Consider the following 15416-nt stretch of genomic DNA (forward strand, 5'->3'; position numbering starts at 1 on the left):
TCCTGTAGAGCAACAGAACTCGGGCCCCGCACCGTTCCTCGGTGCGGGGCCCGAGTCGTGTCCGGGCTCGGTCGTCTCAGGACCGGCGGGTCAGCCCGATGACCGGCAGTTCACGATCGGTCTTCTGTTCGTATTCGGTGAACTGCGGCGCCGCCGCCGTGATCGTCGCCCAGGCGTCGTCGCGCTCGGTGTCGTGGAGGTGGGCGGCCAGGTTCATGAACCTGCCGCCGCGCCGGACCCGGCCCATCGCGAACTTGTTGACCCAGCGCACCATGCGTCCGTGCGGTGGGCGTGCTCCCCGGGTTCCACGTGGGTGGCTGAAGGTCATGGCTGCGTCTCCTCGTTCCGGGTCGGTACGGGACACGACCAGTATGAGCCGCGCGCGGGACTCTGCGGGACGAGAGACTCTGCGGGACGAGAGAGGGGCGCCCCGGCCGAAGCCGGAGCGCCCTTGTCGCAGCGTGGTGAAGCTACCGCCGGATGACTACCGCGGGGTGCCCATGGCGTCGGCCAGCATCGGCCACGAGTTGTTCAGGTCGTCACGCCAGTAGCCCCACGAGTGGGTGCCGGCCGGCTTGAAGTCGAAGAACGCCTGCTCGCCCATGCCGTTGGCGTTGACCGCGTTGAACAGTCGGTGGGTGCACTCGTTGGTCGCAGCCTCGATGATGCCGCCGACGACGACCTGGTTGGCCAGCGTCCCGACGTTGCCGTTGATGCCCTGGCTGTCGAGGGTGTCGTGCGGGCCGGGCAGGCCGGACGCGTTGGAGACGTACAGCTTGGGGCCGCCCTTGAGCTTGCCGATGTTGATGATCGGGTCGTGTGCAATCCAGTCCGGGCTGCCGACCGGGCCCCACATGTTCTCGGCGTCGGCGTCGCCGCGGGCCGCGATCACGATCTGGATGTAGGTCTGGCCGACCGGAGTCGCGGTGTCCGCGCAGCCGCTGTACGCGCCGACGGCCTTGTACAGCTGGGGGTCCTTGAGCGCGAGGTTGAACACCGAGGTGCCCGACGTCGAGATGCCCGCGAGCGTGTTGACACCGGTGGTGCCGAGCGCCGAGTCGATGACCGGCGGGAGTTCCTCGGTGAGGAAGGTCTCCCACTTGTTGGCGCCGTGGAGAGACGGATCCGCCTTCTGCCAGTCGGTGTAGTAGGTGAACGCACCCTGCATCGGGGTGACGACGTTGACCTGCTTGCCCGCGAAGAACGTGCCGATGTCGGCCTGCTTCTGCCACGAAGCCGAATCCTCGCCACCACCGGCGCCGTTGAGCAGGTAGAGCGTGGGGGCCGGCTTGGAGGTGTCCGCCGGACGGATCACCTCGAGCGGGATGTCCCGGCCCATCGACTCGGAGCGGACGACCAGGGACATCTTGTTGCCCGTGCCCTGCTTGGCGGAGACCAGCTTGGTGCCGCCGTTCGACTGGGCAGCCGCCTCGACCTTGGCTGCGTCGGTTCCCGGCGCTGCGGCCGTGGCCACCCCGGCCCCCAAGAACACGGGAAGTGCGGCGACCGTCGCCGTCGTGGCGCCGATCAACGCTTTGAGCCGGCGGGACTTCTTGGTTACACGCATACTTACTCGCCTTCGGTGGTCGGCCGGGGAGCGCGGCTGTGCTCCCACGGTTCTGGACGTGTGTATATCACTTTCGCTATCGGGTCTACGTCACGATTTGCTACGGGTTGCCCGAAAGTTCTCGACACGTTCCAGAATTATCGGACACAAACCATCAGACCATGTCGTTTTTCTGCAACCAACGCAAGGTCGGCCAGCCACAGAAGACCGGCAGCCAACACGTCAGGACGCGGTACAGCAGTACGGACGGTACCGCGATCCCCACGGGCAGCCCGAAAGCGGTGAGGCCACCGATGAGTGCGGCCTCCACGGCGCCGACACCGCCCGGCGTCGGCGCAGCCGAGGCGAGGGTGCCGCCGATCATCGTGACGATCGTGACGGTGACGAACGTGGTGCCGCCGCCGAACGCCTCGACGCTGGCCCACAGGGCGAGCGCGGCGCCGAGGGTGGTGCCCGCGCTGCCGAGCACGATCAGCAGGAATCGGCCCGGGCTGCGGGCCAGTTGGGTCAGCGACCCCAGCACCTCGGTGAGCTGTGGGCGGACCTCGTCGTTGAGCCAGCGTCGCGCCTTCGGGATGAACATGAACGTGCCGATCGCACCGAGGGCGATGCCCGCGATGAGGTACAGCGTCGTGCCCTTGGGGACGAAGTGCGACAGGTCGGCGTCGCGCCCGGCCGCCACGCTGAAGAAGATCAGCAGCGCGATGTGGGTGACCACCTGCACGGTCTGCTGCAGCGCCACGGCCGCCGTGGCGCGGACCGTGCCGAGACCGCCCTTCTGCAGGAAACGCACGCTCAGTGCGAGCCCGCCGACGCCGGCCGGGGTGGTGGTGGCGGCGAACGTGTTCGCCACCTGCATGATCAGCAGGTCCCGGTAGCGCACGAGCTCGGATGCGCACGCCCACAGTGCCGCCGCCGCCCCGACGTAGGTGAGTGCCGACACCACCAGCCCGGCCAGTGCCCACCACCAGTTCGCCGTCTTCAGTTCGGTGAGGAACGTGGGGACCTGGCTGATGAACGGGTACGCGACGTAGACCAGGCCGATCAGCAGCACCAGCTGGATGATCTGGTTCCGGGTGAAGCGGGTGACCTGTTCGGGCGCGATCTTCTCGATGTCGGTCTGCCGGCCCACCTCGTCGCGGATCGCCGAGAGCATCGCCGACGAATCGGGGACGTGTTTGCGCAGCCGCGACGGCATCGCCGACTTGGTGAGCCGACCCGACGCGGCGAGGATCCGGTCGCGGCCCTGAGCGTCCAGTGCGGCCCGCACGGCCGGTTCCACGCCGAACAACGCTGCCGTGGTCAGCAGCATCTGCGCGATGTCGGAGAGGACCTGTGCCTCGGTCGGCCCGAGCTCGGCGTACGAGAACCCGTCGAACAGGGCGCGGCCGTCCTCGATCCGGATCTCGCTCGCCCGCAGGTCTCCATGGGTGATCTGGTCGGTGTGGAGTTCGCCGAGCGATCGCCACATCATCTCGAGCAGGGTGTCGCGGGGTTCCGGGTGATCGGTGGCCAGCGTCGCGACGGGGGCGCCGTGGGAGACGGGGTGCACGTACAGCTGCCATCCCCGGTCCAGGGCGGACACCGCGATCGGCTTGGACGCCGCCAGGCCCGCATCGGCGACCGCGATGCCCATCAGGGCGCGGTGCTCGACGGCCCGCGCGAGCGACGCGTGCACCGGTGCACTCTCGCTGCTGCGCAGCGCCAGCCACTGCGAGACCTGTCGGATCGCGCCGCGGCTGCGCTGATTCTGTCCGTACAGTTCGACGATCAGTTCGGGCTCTCCGTCGTCGCGCGAGGCGCCGAGGATCAGCGGACCGCTGCCGGCCGGGGCGATCACCCGGAACGCGGTGATGCGGTGACCGAGCCGCTCCAGCGATTCCACCGCGGACTCGAGCGGCACCTCCAACGCCGGCGTGCCGACCACCAGGACGATGACGGCGCCGACCAGGTAGCCGACCGCCAGCCCCAGCATCGAGCGCGCGGGCACGATGGAGCTGACGATCAGGTGGATCGGCGCGAACGCCAGCAGCAGCGCCCACCACAGTCGCCGCCACCGCTTCGGCAGCCACGGCCCCGACACCGTCAGGACGGCCGCGAGCATCGCGATCCAGCGGGGGTCGTCGAGGAACTGGGACAGGAACGTGTTGAGGCGGTCCGAGACGTCGAGGTGCCACTGCGGCGCGGCCAGCCCGGTCCCGGTGAACGACAGTGCGAGCCCCGCGATCAGCCCGGCCGCGGCGTAGCCGGCCAGCAGCTTCCAGCGGCGTCCGACGATCAGCTGGATCAGGATCGCGAACGGCAGCGCGAGGATCGCGACCCCGTACAGGAGATAGACGGTGTCCGAGACCCCCGGCGACAGGATGCCGACGATGTCGGACACCGACGTCTCGAGCGCGTCCCATTCGCTGCGGGTGATCACCGAACCGGCGATGACCGCGCCGAGCAGGGTCAGCGCGATGACCACCCGCAGGATGTCGCTCGTGCGCCGGACCAACGGCTGCAGGAGGCTGCCGGTGACCGGGATGTCGCGCCCGTCAACTCGCAAGGGACACCACCAGTCGCACGCCGCCGAGCGGGCTGTCCTCGAATCGCGCCCGGCCCCCGTGGAGGTGGGCCTGCTGAGCTATCAACGCGAGGCCCAGTCCGGACCCGCCCTTCGCGGCGCCGCTGCCGCGTCGGAAGCGTTCGAACACCTCGGTTCGTTCCTCCTCGGGAATGCCGGTGCCGTCGTCGTCGACGGTGACGGTGACGGTGCCCGGCGCGTCCCGGCCTGCGCCGATCGACACGTGTCGCGCGCCGCCGTGACGGACGGCGTTGGCGATGGCGTTGTCGAGCGCCAGCCGCAGTCCCGCCGGCAGTCCTCGCAGCACGAGACCGGGTGGGGCGTCGACCGTCACGGTGAGGCCGGGGTGCTGACGCTGTGCGTCCTCGGCGGCGAGGTCGCACAGCTCCGTCAGATCGGTGTCGACATGGTCCTTCTCGCTGGACAGTTCGCCCGACGCGAGGCGCTCGAGCGCGGTGAGGGTCGCCTCGACGCGACCCTGGGTGCGGATGAGGTCGCCGAGGATCTCGGCGCGCTGGTCGTCGGACAGATCGAGCGTGTCGAGCACCTCGAGGTCGGTCCGCATCGCGGTGAGCGGGGTTCGCAGTTCGTGTGCGGAGGCGGCTGCGAAGTCGCGCGCGGTGTCGAGGGCGGCGGCGGTGCGGGACTGCGCATCGGAGACGTCCTGCAGCATCGCGCCGGCGGCCGCGGCCAGTTCGTCGGCCTCGCGGACCCCGGACGCGGCGGTGGCGAGGTCGCGGTCGCGGCGGCTCACCCGATGGGTCAGTTCGACCAGGGGCCGCACCGCCCGCCCGCCGAAGATCCAGCCGAGGCCGCCCGCGGCGACGATCGCGAGCACACCCACGAGCGCGACCTGCTGCTGTTGTTCGGTCGTCGGATCCTGCGCCTCCGCGAGCGGAACGGCCACCGACAGCAGCGCCGTGGATTCGGGCCCGAGCGGGGCGGTGAAGGTTCGGAACGGGGTGCCGCCGACGTCGACGGTGTGCGACCCGAGGTCGAGCGCGGGAAGCCGGCTCGACGTGCTGGAGACGACCTTGTCGCCCGCCCGGATCGTGACCGCGAACGCTCCGCCGTCGCCGAGGACGTTGAGGAACGGTGCGGCGGCGGGCGCGTTGACGACCAGCACCCGCGACGCGGTCTCGAGGCGTCGGTCCAGTTGCTGCAGGTTGTTCCGCGCGATCGCGAGCGCGAGGTAGACGCCGACGGCGGCGACGATGATCGTCGCTCCCAGTGCCGTCGCCATCGCGACCCGCGCGCGCAGCGAATGCGGGCGACTCACGCCGGTTCCCGGAGAACGAATCCCACGCCGCGCACCGTGTGCAGCAGCCTCGGTGTGCCGTCGGTTTCGAACTTGCGCCGCAGGTAGCCGACGAAGACGTCGACGACGTTGGTGTCGGCGACGAAGTCGTAGCCCCACACCAGATCCAGTAGCCGTTCCCGGCTGAGCACGACGCCGGCGTTGCGGGCCAGCACCTCGAGCAGCTCGAATTCCCGCTTGGTCAGCGGAATCTCGGTGTCGTCGAGCCACACGCGGCGGCCCGAGAGGTCGATGGACAGGGGGCCGACGGTCAGCGGCGGCTCGGTGCCGGGGCCGGCGGCGGCCGAGCGGCGCCGCAGCATCGCGCGGATCCGGGCGACGAGTTCGGCCAGGACGAACGGTTTGACGAGGTAGTCGTCGGCACCGGATTCGAGGCCCGCGATGCGGTCGTCGACCGAGCTGCGGGCACTGAGTACACAGATCGGGATGTCGTTGCCCATGCCGCGCAGTGCCGTGACGACACCGGTGCCGTCGAGCACGGGCATGTTCATGTCGAGCACGAGAGCGTCGGGCTCGACGTCGGCGATCACCCGCAGCGCGATCGCGCCGTCGGCCGCGGTGAGAACGGTGAATCCGGACAGCCGCAGCCCACGCTCGAGTGAGGCGAGAACATCCTGGTCGTCGTCCACGACCAGGACCGTCGCGGGTGTGGTCACGTGAGCATTGTGCCTGGAACGAGGGTCCGATTCGTGCATGATCGTCACCGGTCCGATTCCGGTGGCTGCAGGTGTCGGTGCGTGATGAGCACGTCCGCCACGCGCACGAACGCCTCCAGATCCGCGGCGGGGACACCGTCGAAAAGGTCGTGCGCGGCCTGCTGCCGCAGTTCCCGGATCCGCGCGGCGTCGGTGTGTCCCCGCTCGGTGAGGGCGACGATGTGGGCGCGGCGGTCGGTCGGATGGGGGTCACGCCGCAGGTGACCGGACTTCTCGAGCGCGTCGACCAGGGCGGTGACCTGGCGGGTGCTGCAGCGCAGGACGCTCGCGAGGTCGCGCTGCGTCATCGGCGGATTCTCGAGGACGTACAGCAGGGCGCGGGTGCGTGCCGTCGTCAGCCCGAAGGTGCGCATACCTGCAGCCGTCGACGACGACAGGTGCTCGGCCAGAAGGTAGGCGCGAGCCAGCGCATCGCGAGTGTCGGGGGTGTCGGGCACGGCGATGATGCTAATTCATTGTGAACACTGTTCACGAACCGTGCCCGACGGCCGGGTCACTGCACGCAGCGCTGCACCAGGGCGCCGATGCCCTCGATCCGAGTGGTGACGACGTTGCCGGGGACGAGGAAGCGCTGCGGGCTGCGTCCCACGCCCACGCCGGACGGGGTGCCGGTGAACACGATGTCGCCGGGGCGCAGGGTGCACACCGCCGACAGGTGCGCGATCAACTCCGCGACCGGGAACATCATCTGCGAGGTGCGGCCCGACTGGACCGTCTCGCCGTCGATCTCGCACGTGATCGCGAGGTCGGTCGGGTCGGCGAACTCGTCCGGGGTGACCAGCCACGGACCGGTCGGCCCGAAGCCGGGGTGCGACTTGGCCAGCGAGAACTGCGGTGCGGGACCGGCCATCTGGGAGGTCCGCTCCGAGAAGTCCTGTCCGACAGTGAGCCCGGCGACGTGTGCCCACGCATCGGCCGCCGCCACGTCGGTCGCCTCGCGGCCGATGACGGCCACCAGTTCCACCTCCCAGTCGACGGTGTCGGTGGGCAGCCGCAGGTCCGTCTCGGGGCCGGTGAGGCAGCTCGCGAACTTGGTGAAGGTGGGCGGCGCGTCCGGCGCGTCGAGGCCCGTCTCCGCCGCGTGGTCCCGGTAGTTGAGGCCGATCGCGAACACCTGACTCGGCGCCGGAGACGGGGCGCCGAGGTCGCGGACCTCGAACGGGGCGCCGGAGGTGGTGACCGTGGTGGTGTCGGCGGCCGCCCACGTCGTGAAGGCCTCCCACTCGGCGTAGATGGCGGGCAGGTCGGGGCCGAAGCGTCCCGCGCTGGCGGTGTGGATGTCGACGGCCAGGTGTCCGTCGACGAGAACTGCTCGTCCGGAGAGGTTGGCGATGCGCACGGTCGTCACGTCCTGTCTGTGGTCGGGTGTGGACAGTAGATCCGAGAAATATCGGAAAAGCAATATAATTTCGAAACTTGACTCTCGATTCGCATCGTCCTGTACTTGCGGAATGGCACGAGCGAGCGGAACCCGCGCTGACGAGATCCACGCGCGGCTGCGAGCGGACATCCTCGGAGGTGTGCTCGCGCCGGGGGAGAAGCTCGCGTTCGGCCAGTTGCAGGCCCGCTACGACGCGAGCACCGGCGTCCTGCGGGAAGTCCTGCCCCGCCTCGTCGAGCGGGGGCTCGCGGTCTCCGAGGCGCAGCTCGGCTTCCGCGTGGTGCCGGTGTCCGTACCGGACCTGTTGGAGCTCACCGAGACCCGCGTGTTCGTCGAATCCGAGGCGCTGCGGCAGTCGATCGCGCACGGCGACGTCGAATGGGAGTCGGCGGTGCTCGCGGCGCGGCACACCCTCGCGCGGACGGCGGCCGTGGACGCGGACGGCAGGGTCGCCGAGGCGTGGCTGTCGGCGCACGGCAACTTCCACGGCGCACTCCTGCGCGCGTGTCCCAACGGGCGCCTGGTCCGTATCGCCGAATCGCTGCGCGACGTCTCGGAGGTGTACCGCTGCTGGAGTGTTCGCAGTGCAGAGTCCGAGAAACGCGACGTCGACGCCGAGCACGGACGGATCGCCGCGGCCGCCGTCGAACGGGACGTGGACCGCGCGGTGGACGAACTGCGACGGCACATCGAGTCGACGACTGCGCTGCTGATCGCCGGGGTGGACGCGTGATCGGGCTCGGCGACCTCGAGACCGCGGTGATGGACGTGCTGTGGAGCGTGGACGAATCGGTGCGGGTGCGGGACGTGATGGATCGACTGCAGTCGCCGCGGCCGCTCGCGTACACCACCGTGATGACCGTCCTCGACAACCTGCACACCAAGGGCATGGCGTCGCGGCAACGCGTCGGACGGGCCTATCGGTATCGCGCCACCCGCAGCCGGGAGGAGACCGCGGCCGATCTGGTTCGTCAGGTGCTCCGGTCGAGCGGTGACGCCGAGCAGGTCATGCTGCACTTCGCGAACTCCGCCTCGGAGGACGAGTCGAGGATCCTGCGTCGGGCCGCGCGGCGTACACAGACGCGCCGACCGGGTGGCGTCGGGTGATCGCCGCGATCGGCCTCACGGTCGCCGCGGTGGTGCTCGGGTTCGCGGCGCCGCACTGGCTCGGCCTGCTCGCGGCACCCCACCGGCACCCACGGGTGGCCCTCGCGGCCTGGCTGTCGTCGCAGGCGTTGTTCGTCGGTGTGGTGGCGGCCGTGCCCCTCGTCCTCTGGGTGCGGCCGGGGGACCGCTGGCACCTCCTGCCGTCGTCGACGCTGTCGTGTGTCAACTCCCTGCGCCGGAACGGCACTGTTCCTTGGTTTTCCGCGGTCGAGGCAGCGCTCTGGGGCGCCGGTCTGCTGGTGCTCGGACGGATCGTGGTCGTCGTCTCGCGGGCTCTGCTCCGCCATCGCCGAATCACCGAGGAGCACGCGTCGGTGTTGCGTCTGGTGGGCCGGCCCACCGTGACCGACGGCGACGACGTCTTCCACCTCGTCGGGCAGGGCGTCGCGGCGTACAGCATCGGCGGCCGCTCCCCGGCGATCGTGTTGGGAACTGGTGTACGCGAACTCGATCCGTCGGCCCGGGCGGCGGTCCTGGCCCACGAACGCGCCCATCTGACCGGGCGTCACCACCTGCTGGTGGCGTGGGCAGGCGCACTGAATGCTGCCGTCCCGTTCGTCTCTGTGGCGCGGGTGGGGGCAACGTGGATTCGTGTGCTGGTGGAGTTGTCCGCGGACCGTCACGCCGCCGCGTCGTGTGGTTCGGGAGCGGTGTGCGCCGCGCTCGAGAGTTGGCACGGCGAGGCGCGGGACCCTCGGCCGGCGGCGATGTCGGCCGCGGGCTTCGTCGAGGATCGGGTGGTGTGGCTCTCGGGACTGCGCGCGCCGCGTCGTGGAGCGCAGGTCCTGCACTATCCGCTCGCGCTCGCCCTGTCGGCGCTGCCGGTGCTGGCGACGTTCTCCGCCGTGGTCGCGGCGCTCGCGGCCTCCTGCGCGATCTTCGGCGGCTGACCCGTACCGGACCGCTCGGCCGGCGCGGTGCAGGCGGGTCCGCACAGGCTCCGACGCCGGCGCAGCACGACTGCCGTCGTCAGCAGGACGAGTGAGAGAACCGCGAGCACCGGTTGCAGGGGTGCCCAGAACCCGAGGGCGCCGCTCGTCCCGAGCGCGAGCAGGACGATCTTGTTGCAGACCGGGCAGCCCACGGCGAACACCGCGAGCATCACTCCGGCCGCCGCGCCGGTCGGTCGGCGTTCCTGGGGGCTGGGGCGGATGCCGAACCACAGGGCGGTCAGGGCCGCGGTGGCCGCGAGGACCGGGTACTCCCACCAGCGCACGGGCACCTCGCGTCCGAAGAACGGGGTGTCGATGATGTCCGTCGGGACACCCACCACGATGACGGTGACGAGACCCGCAGCGAGGCCGTGTATCAAATACATTCCGCTGCTGGAATTTTCGGTCACGATGCGCGGAACCCCTTCGTCGACGGAGGTCTCAGACCTACTAAGTCTGATAGTAGTTCCATGTACTATCGCCGATAGTGGTCGTGGGCGAGTGTGCATGGAACGAACGGAGGACGGATGGCGTCGCGGAGCAAGCTCTTCGGGATCAGGCGGGACGTATGGCTGCTCGGAGCGCTCGGCGTCGTCGCGCTCGTACTGGCCGGGGTTCTCGTGCTGGAACGGATGCGCACCACGGACGAGCCGACCTCGGCGGCGGTGGCAGCCACCGAAGGTCTCGAGGCCGGAATCGGGCCGGTCGGCGACATGGCCCGCCGGGTGGACGGCGACCCGTTGGCGCGCGGACCGGTCGACGCTCCGGTGGTGCTGGTCGTGTACTCGGACTATCGCTGCCCGTTCTGCGCGAAGTTCAGTCACGACACCGAACCCCAGCTCGTCGACAAGTACGTCGAGGCGGGAAAGCTGCGGATCGAATGGCGCGACCTGCCGATCTTCGGAGAGGAGTCGATGGTCGCCGCGCGGGCCGGCAGGGCCGCGGCCGCGCAGGGCAAGTTCTGGGAGTTCAACTCGGCTCTCTACGCCGCCGCGCCGGATCGCGGACATCCGACCTTCGACCAGGCCGCACTTCGGGGGTTCGCGGAACAGGCCGGTGTGCCGGACCTGGATCGCTTCGCGCGTGACGCCGCGGACACCTCGGTGGACACCGAGATCGCGTCGGACGTCATGGAGGCCAACATGATCGGAGTGTCGAGCACACCGTCGTTCGTGGTCGACGGCTATCCCGTGCTCGGCGCCCAGCCGCTGTCGGTCTTCGAGCAGTTGATCGCGAAGACCGGTGGGCAACTTCCGTGACCGACATCGGACTGCTCGGTGCGCTGTTGGGCGGTCTGCTCTCACTGGTAAGTCCCTGTTCGGCGTTGCTACTGCCGTCCTTCTTCGCCTACGCCTTCGACGGTGTGGGACGGCTCGCGGCCCGGACCGCGGTGTTCTACGTCGGCCTCGCGGTGGTGCTGGTGCCGCTCGGCGCCGGCCTCGGGGCGATGGGATCGTTGCTGACCCAGCACCGCGAGACGGTGACGACGGTCAGCGGTCTGGTGCTGATCGCGCTCGGTGTGATGACGGTGTTCGGCCGGGGATTCGCGTTCGCTCCCGCGCAACGCGCGGCGGGATCCGTCCGCATCTCCGGGACCGTGTCGGTGTTCGCGCTCGGAGCGGTCTACGGGTTCGCCGGGTTCTGTTCCGGGCCCCTGCTCGGCAGCGTTCTCACGATCGCGGTAGCCGGGGGCGGTGCCGGCTACGGCGGACTGCTGATGGCCGTCTACGCGCTCGGGATGACCGTGCCGCTCTTCGTGCTGGCGTTGCTCTGGGATCGATTCGATCTGGGACGGCGTCAGTGGTTGCGGGGCAAGCAGATCGCGCTCGGCCCGGTGCGTCTACACACGACGTCGCTGGTGTCGGGCCTGCTGTTCGTGGCGCTCGGGGCCCTCTTTCTCGTCACGGACGGGACGGCGAACCTCGGCAGTGTGATGGGCGTGGACGACCAGTTCTCGCTCCAGGTCACGTTGAGTGAATGGGCCCGGAACGTCTCCGACACGGGGATCCTGCTGGCGCTCGTGCTGGTGCTGTTCACGGTGGTGGCGGTGCGGGTGGTGCGTCGGCGCCGATCCGAGTCCGCGGCGTCGGAGCCGGATCCGGGCCAGGGCGGCTGAACTACCGTGGGTGGCGCACCGCATGCACCATCGACGGAGAGGACGACGTGGCCGAGTCTCTTGTGTGGTTTCGGCGCGATCTGCGACTGGCGGACCTGCCGACGTTGAGTTCGGCGGGGGAGCGGGCGTTGGGGTTGTTCGTCCTCGACGACCGGCTGCTCGGTCCGTCCGGCGGTCCCCGTCGAGACTTCCTGTGCCGCAGCCTCGTCGCGCTCGACGAGCGGATGGACGGGCGTCTGCTGGTGATGCGCGGCGATCCTGCCGAGGTGGTCCCTCGGGTGGCGAAAGCCGTTGGTGCGCGGGAGGTGCACGTCAGCGCCGATTACGGGCCGTACGGGCGGGAGCGCGACGCGGCGGTGGCCGAGCAGGTCGAGTTGGTGGCCACGGGCTCGCCGTACGCGATCGCGCCGGGCCGGGTGACCAAGGACGACGGCACCCCGTACAAGGTGTTCACGCCGTGGTTCAAGCGGTGGCTCGACCACGGCTGGCGCGGGCCCGCGCAGACCGGCGTGGACACCGTCGCGTGGATCGACCCGGATGACGTTGGCGGGCTGCGTGATCGAGTGGCGATTCCGGCACCGTCGGAGCCGGGCCTCGAGGCGGGCGAGAGCGCGGCACTGACGCGGTGGCGGGAGTTCTGCGACGACGACCTGATCCGCTACGACCACGAACGCGACCGCCCGGACCTCGACACCACCAGCCGGATGTCGGTGTACCTCAAGTTCGGCAACATCCACCCGCGCACCATGCTCGCGGATCTGGCGCGCCGGCGCAGTCGCGGCGCCGAGCAGTACCGGCGCCAGCTCGCGTGGCGAGACTTCTACGCGGACATCCTGTTCCAGCGTCCCGACAGCGCACGCCGCAACTACGACCGCAGGTTCGATGTGATCCGGCAGGACGCCGGACTCGACGCCGACGCCTTGTTCGATGCGTGGTGCGCGGGCCGCACCGGGTACCCGATCGTCGACGCCGGCATGCGGCAGTTGGCCGTCGAGGGGTGGATGCACAACCGGGTGCGGATGATCGTGGCGTCGTTCCTCGTCAAGGACCTGCACCTGCCCTGGTGGCGCGGCGCGCGGTACTTCATGCAGCAGTTGGTGGACGGCGATCTGGCGTCGAATCAGCACGGCTGGCAGTGGACCGCCGGGTCCGGCACCGACGCGGCCCCGTACTTCCGGGTGTTCAACCCGATCAGCCAGGGCGAGAAGTTCGATCCGACGGGCGAGTACGTGCGGCGGTGGGTGCCCGAACTGCGCGGCGTCGAGGGCAAGGCGGTGCACGCGTTGAAGGCCGGGCGCCCCGACGACTATCCCGGCCAGGTCGTCGACCACGCCGAGGAGCGGCGCGAGGCGCTGGCGCGCTACGGCGAACTGGGCTGATCGCCCGGGTGTCCCACTGGGTGGACACCCCCACTTTCGAGACCGCTGGCTGCGGTATAGCCTCGGCCCGCCCCTCGACGGAAGGTTTCATGGTGTCCCAGATCGCTCCTCCTGACGTGTTCGCGCCGGCCAAGCTGGGCCCGATCACGCTGCGCAACCGCATCATCAAGTCGGCGACGTTCGAGGGACGGACGCCGCAAGCGCTGGTCACGGACGAGCTGATCGAGTTCCATCGCCAGCCGGCCGCGGGCGGTGTCGGCATGACCACCGTCGCATACTGCGCCGTGCAGCCCGAGGGGCGCACCGAACGCGGGCAGCTGTGGATGCGTCCCGAGGTGGTGCCGGGACTACGCAGGCTGACCGACGCCATCCACGCCGAGGGCGCCGCGGCGTCCGCGCAGATCGGGCACGCCGGTCCGGTCGCGAACGAGAAGTCCAACCGGCTGCCGGCGCTGGCACCGTCGACGTCGTTCAACCCCATGAGCATGAAGAAGATCCACGCCGCGACCGCCGCCGACATCGCACGGGTCACCCAGGCGCACGCCGACGCCGCCAAGTTCGCGATCGAGGGCGGCTTCGACGCCGTCGAGATCCATTTCGGCCACAACTACTTCGCGAGTTCGTTCCTGAGCCCCAAGCTGAACAAGCGCAAGGACAACTACGGCGGATCGCTCGAGAACCGGGCGCGGATCGTGCTGGAGACTGCGCGTGCCGTACGCGAGGCCGTCGGTGACCGGATCGCGATCCTCGCCAAGCTCAACATGGACGACGGCGTGCCCGGCGGCTTCTGGGTGGACGAGGCGATCCAGGTGGCCCAGTGGCTCGAGGCCGACGGCAGCCTCGACGCCCTCGAACTCACCATGGGCAGTTCGCTGCTGAACCCGATGTACCTGTTCAAGGGCGACGCCCCGGTCCGCGACTTCGCCAACGCGATGCCGCAGCCGATCAAGCTCGGCGTGCAGATGGTCGGCAAGGCGTTCATCAAGACCTACCCGTACGAGCCGCTGTTCATGCTCGAGGAGGCCCGGCAGATCCGGGCTGCGGTGAAGATGCCGCTGGTGCTGCTGGGCGGCGTGACCGACAAGGCCGGCATGGACACCGCGATGGCCGAGGGCTTCGAGTTCGTCGCGATGGCCCGCGCGCTGCTGCGGGAGCCGGACCTGATCAACCGCATCGAGGCCGAGTCGCGCACCCGGTCGCTGTGCATCCACTGCAACAAGTGCATGCCGACGATCTTCTCGGGTGCTCGCTGCGTCCTGGTCGATCCGGTGCCCGTCCGCCGCTAGCGTGCCGGGCGAGCCGTCAGATGCACGCCCACGCGTACTCGACGGCCGCCCGGACGTCGGTGGCCCACTCGCTCCAGACGGACTCGTGTGTCAGCAGGTCGGCCACGGAACACAACGCGTCGGTGGCCTCGCGCACGATCTCGAGCACAAGATGGAACTGGTAGCCGCCGACGGTGGCCAGGTGGACGTAGTCGGTGGCGTGCGGCGACGCGTGCAGCGACTGCACATCCAGCGGGCCGCCGTCACGCGCGGTGGCGGCGCCCAGTTCGACGAGTTCGACCAGCGCGGCGACCGGTGCGTGCGGACCGGGCAGTGGCAGCGGATCGGTTTCCGTCGCAACAAGCTCCGCGGACACCAAGGCGGCCGGGAGGTCCAGGTCGATGTTCTCGGACGCCGCCGCGGTGAGCCGGCCACGGGCGCGCGCCGATGCGGCCGCGAGCTGCGCCGCCACCCGCTCGCCCACGGATGATTCCAGCGCAGCCAGGATGCGGAGTCGTTCGGCGGCCGACCCGAGCAGTGTCCACACGGTCGTCATGCGTCCGGCCTCGAACGGCGCGACGGCGTCGAGCAGCGTGTTCAGGATCTCGTCGTACTGGGCGATCGACGCGATCAAACGTATGCCCGGTCCGTCGGCCCAGTCGGGATCGGTGGACCGCTCCTTGCGTTCCGACTCGCGGAGGGCGTTCAGGTCCCGCTCCAGGCACGCCTGGACCGTCGCGACGAATTCGCGCAGCAGAGCACCCTGGTTCGACAGCTCCACGCCCTCGGTGTCGTGCAGGAAATGGCGCCGCGGGCTGTTCGCGACGAGATCACGCAGGAGGGCGTGGACGGACGGCGTGGCGACTGCGGACAATTCTCCCCCTCGGGCAAATGCGAATCGGTGGCGTCGAATCGAGGATCGGGTGAAACCCTGTTCGTAAACCTACCGTGATCGTACCGTGATGGTCAAGGATGCCGCACGTCCTGACCTGCGGGTTTGGGTGATTGA

At 69.8% G+C, this 15416-nt stretch carries 16 protein-coding genes; 7 read left to right on the forward strand and 9 right to left on the reverse strand.

Annotation, left to right across the window (positions count from 1 at the left end; translation table 11 throughout):
- Positions 1-76 precede the first annotated feature (76 nt).
- From DEU38_RS18915 to DEU38_RS18945, 7 genes are all read right to left on the reverse strand, one after another.
- On the reverse strand, positions 77-328 hold the full coding sequence (locus DEU38_RS18915; protein WP_114722934.1) for a nitroreductase/quinone reductase family protein: 252 nt from the start codon (positions 326-328) through the stop codon (positions 77-79).
- A gap of 156 nt (positions 329-484) precedes the next feature.
- Positions 485-1567, reverse strand: coding sequence for an alpha/beta hydrolase family protein (locus DEU38_RS18920; protein ID WP_114722935.1), 1083 nt, complete (start codon positions 1565-1567; stop codon positions 485-487).
- Positions 1568-1721: 154 nt separating this feature from the next.
- Entirely contained in the window at positions 1722-4115 is a 2394-nt protein-coding gene (locus tag DEU38_RS18925) for a lysylphosphatidylglycerol synthase transmembrane domain-containing protein (RefSeq protein WP_114722936.1), read from the reverse strand.
- A complete protein-coding gene (locus DEU38_RS18930; protein WP_114722937.1) occupies positions 4105-5412 on the reverse strand; it encodes a sensor histidine kinase KdpD in 1308 nt (435 codons plus the stop codon). Before DEU38_RS18930 ends, DEU38_RS18925 begins: the two co-directional genes overlap by 11 nt.
- The gene (locus DEU38_RS18935) at positions 5409-6146 is read right to left on the reverse strand and encodes a response regulator transcription factor (RefSeq protein WP_114723010.1); all 738 of its coding nucleotides are present in this window, start codon (positions 6144-6146) and stop codon (positions 5409-5411) included. Before DEU38_RS18935 ends, DEU38_RS18930 begins: the two co-directional genes overlap by 4 nt.
- Before the next feature lie 5 nt (positions 6147-6151).
- Entirely contained in the window at positions 6152-6604 is a 453-nt protein-coding gene (locus DEU38_RS18940) for a MarR family winged helix-turn-helix transcriptional regulator (RefSeq protein ID WP_254622816.1), read from the reverse strand.
- A 56-nt stretch (positions 6605-6660) separates the two neighbouring features.
- Entirely contained in the window at positions 6661-7506 is an 846-nt protein-coding gene (locus DEU38_RS18945; protein WP_114723012.1) for a fumarylacetoacetate hydrolase family protein, read from the reverse strand.
- A 112-nt stretch (positions 7507-7618) separates the two neighbouring features.
- Between DEU38_RS18945 and DEU38_RS29320 the strand changes: the two genes are divergently transcribed.
- From DEU38_RS29320 to DEU38_RS18960, 3 genes are read left to right on the forward strand one after another with little or no spacing between them, the layout of a single operon-like run.
- Entirely contained in the window at positions 7619-8281 is a 663-nt protein-coding gene (locus DEU38_RS29320) for a GntR family transcriptional regulator (protein ID WP_114722938.1), read from the forward strand.
- Positions 8281-8655 (forward strand): BlaI/MecI/CopY family transcriptional regulator, encoded by a 375-nt coding sequence (locus tag DEU38_RS29325; RefSeq protein ID WP_258558012.1) that lies wholly within the window; start codon positions 8281-8283, stop codon positions 8653-8655. Before DEU38_RS29320 ends, DEU38_RS29325 begins: the two co-directional genes overlap by 1 nt.
- Complete coding sequence (locus DEU38_RS18960) at positions 8652-9605, forward strand: M56 family metallopeptidase (protein WP_114722940.1); 954 nt, start codon at positions 8652-8654, stop codon at positions 9603-9605. Before DEU38_RS29325 ends, DEU38_RS18960 begins: the two co-directional genes overlap by 4 nt.
- Here the strand turns inward: DEU38_RS18960 and DEU38_RS18965 are convergent.
- Positions 9506-10057, reverse strand: a complete 552-nt coding sequence (locus tag DEU38_RS18965; protein WP_258558000.1) for a hypothetical protein — start codon at positions 10055-10057, stop codon at positions 9506-9508. The two genes, DEU38_RS18960 and DEU38_RS18965, sit on opposite strands and share 100 nt — an antisense overlap.
- A gap of 117 nt (positions 10058-10174) precedes the next feature.
- Here DEU38_RS18965 and DEU38_RS18970 point away from each other — a divergent pair, with 117 nt between their 5' ends.
- From DEU38_RS18970 to DEU38_RS18985, 4 genes are all read left to right on the forward strand, one after another.
- On the forward strand, positions 10175-10906 hold the full coding sequence (locus tag DEU38_RS18970) for a DsbA family protein (protein ID WP_114722941.1): 732 nt from the start codon (positions 10175-10177) through the stop codon (positions 10904-10906).
- Entirely contained in the window at positions 10903-11763 is an 861-nt protein-coding gene (locus DEU38_RS18975) for a cytochrome c biogenesis CcdA family protein (protein ID WP_114722942.1), read from the forward strand. The genes DEU38_RS18970 and DEU38_RS18975 overlap by 4 nt, the downstream gene beginning before the upstream one ends.
- A gap of 47 nt (positions 11764-11810) precedes the next feature.
- Positions 11811-13142 (forward strand): deoxyribodipyrimidine photo-lyase, encoded by a 1332-nt coding sequence (locus DEU38_RS18980; protein ID WP_114722943.1) that lies wholly within the window; start codon positions 11811-11813, stop codon positions 13140-13142.
- An 89-nt stretch (positions 13143-13231) separates the two neighbouring features.
- Positions 13232-14428: an NADH:flavin oxidoreductase gene (locus DEU38_RS18985; protein ID WP_147283542.1), complete on the forward strand. Its 1197-nt coding sequence runs from the start codon at positions 13232-13234 to the stop codon at positions 14426-14428.
- A gap of 16 nt (positions 14429-14444) precedes the next feature.
- On the opposite strand, the gene DEU38_RS18990 is transcribed toward DEU38_RS18985, so the two are convergent.
- Positions 14445-15281 (reverse strand): hypothetical protein, encoded by an 837-nt coding sequence (locus tag DEU38_RS18990; RefSeq protein WP_114722944.1) that lies wholly within the window; start codon positions 15279-15281, stop codon positions 14445-14447.
- Positions 15282-15416 lie beyond the last annotated feature (135 nt).

Source organism: Rhodococcus sp. AG1013 (assembly GCF_003350365.1).
Classification (GTDB): Bacteria; Actinomycetota; Actinomycetes; order Mycobacteriales; family Mycobacteriaceae; genus Prescottella.

Coding starts and splice junctions, on each gene's coding strand:
- DEU38_RS18970 (WP_114722941.1), top strand. CDS start 10,175: ATGGCGTCGCGGAGCAAGCTCTTCGGGATCAGGCGGGACGTATGGCTG.
- DEU38_RS18920 (WP_114722935.1), bottom strand. CDS start 1,567: ATGCGTGTAACCAAGAAGTCCCGCCGGCTCAAAGCGTTGATCGGCGCC.
- DEU38_RS18915 (WP_114722934.1), bottom strand. CDS start 328: ATGACCTTCAGCCACCCACGTGGAACCCGGGGAGCACGCCCACCGCAC.
- DEU38_RS29320 (WP_114722938.1), top strand. CDS start 7,619: ATGGCACGAGCGAGCGGAACCCGCGCTGACGAGATCCACGCGCGGCTG.
- DEU38_RS18935 (WP_114723010.1), bottom strand. CDS start 6,146: ATGCACGAATCGGACCCTCGTTCCAGGCACAATGCTCACGTGACCACA.
- DEU38_RS18985 (WP_147283542.1), top strand. CDS start 13,232: ATGGTGTCCCAGATCGCTCCTCCTGACGTGTTCGCGCCGGCCAAGCTG.